The organism is Bacillus sp. SIMBA_008 (assembly GCF_046535495.1).
GTDB classification, from domain to species: domain Bacteria; phylum Bacillota; class Bacilli; order Bacillales; family Bacillaceae; genus Bacillus; species Bacillus subtilis.
Genome location: NZ_JAWRWL010000982.1, coordinates 1 through 248 on the forward strand (window position 1 = coordinate 1; position 248 = coordinate 248).

At 39.1% G+C, this 248-nt stretch carries 1 protein-coding gene; it reads right to left on the reverse strand.

Annotated features, from left to right (window positions below; all coding sequences use genetic code 11):
• Window positions 1-143, reverse strand: a 143-nt coding sequence (locus tag SB658_RS26315; RefSeq protein ID WP_410603443.1) for an FAD-dependent oxidoreductase, incomplete at its 3' end; no start/stop codon positions are given.
• Window positions 144-248: the final 105 nt, after the last annotated feature.

A 248-nucleotide genomic window follows, 5' to 3' on the forward strand; every position in this document is an offset into this window, starting at 1 on the left:
CATGGCATAAACGCCACCATATCTAAATTAATTGTTAACATTAATGTTTTGGAGCCCATTCGTGCTGCCGCAAGACCAGCTTCACATCCTGCATGACCTGCACCGATTACTATGACATCGTATGAACCGGCATTGTATCCCATTGTTTATTCCTCCTAAAAATCTCTATCTTTCTCAAACATCGCTATATTATTTTCCTAAACAAAATTGAGAGAACAACTGGTCAATTAGGCTTTCATGGACGGTAT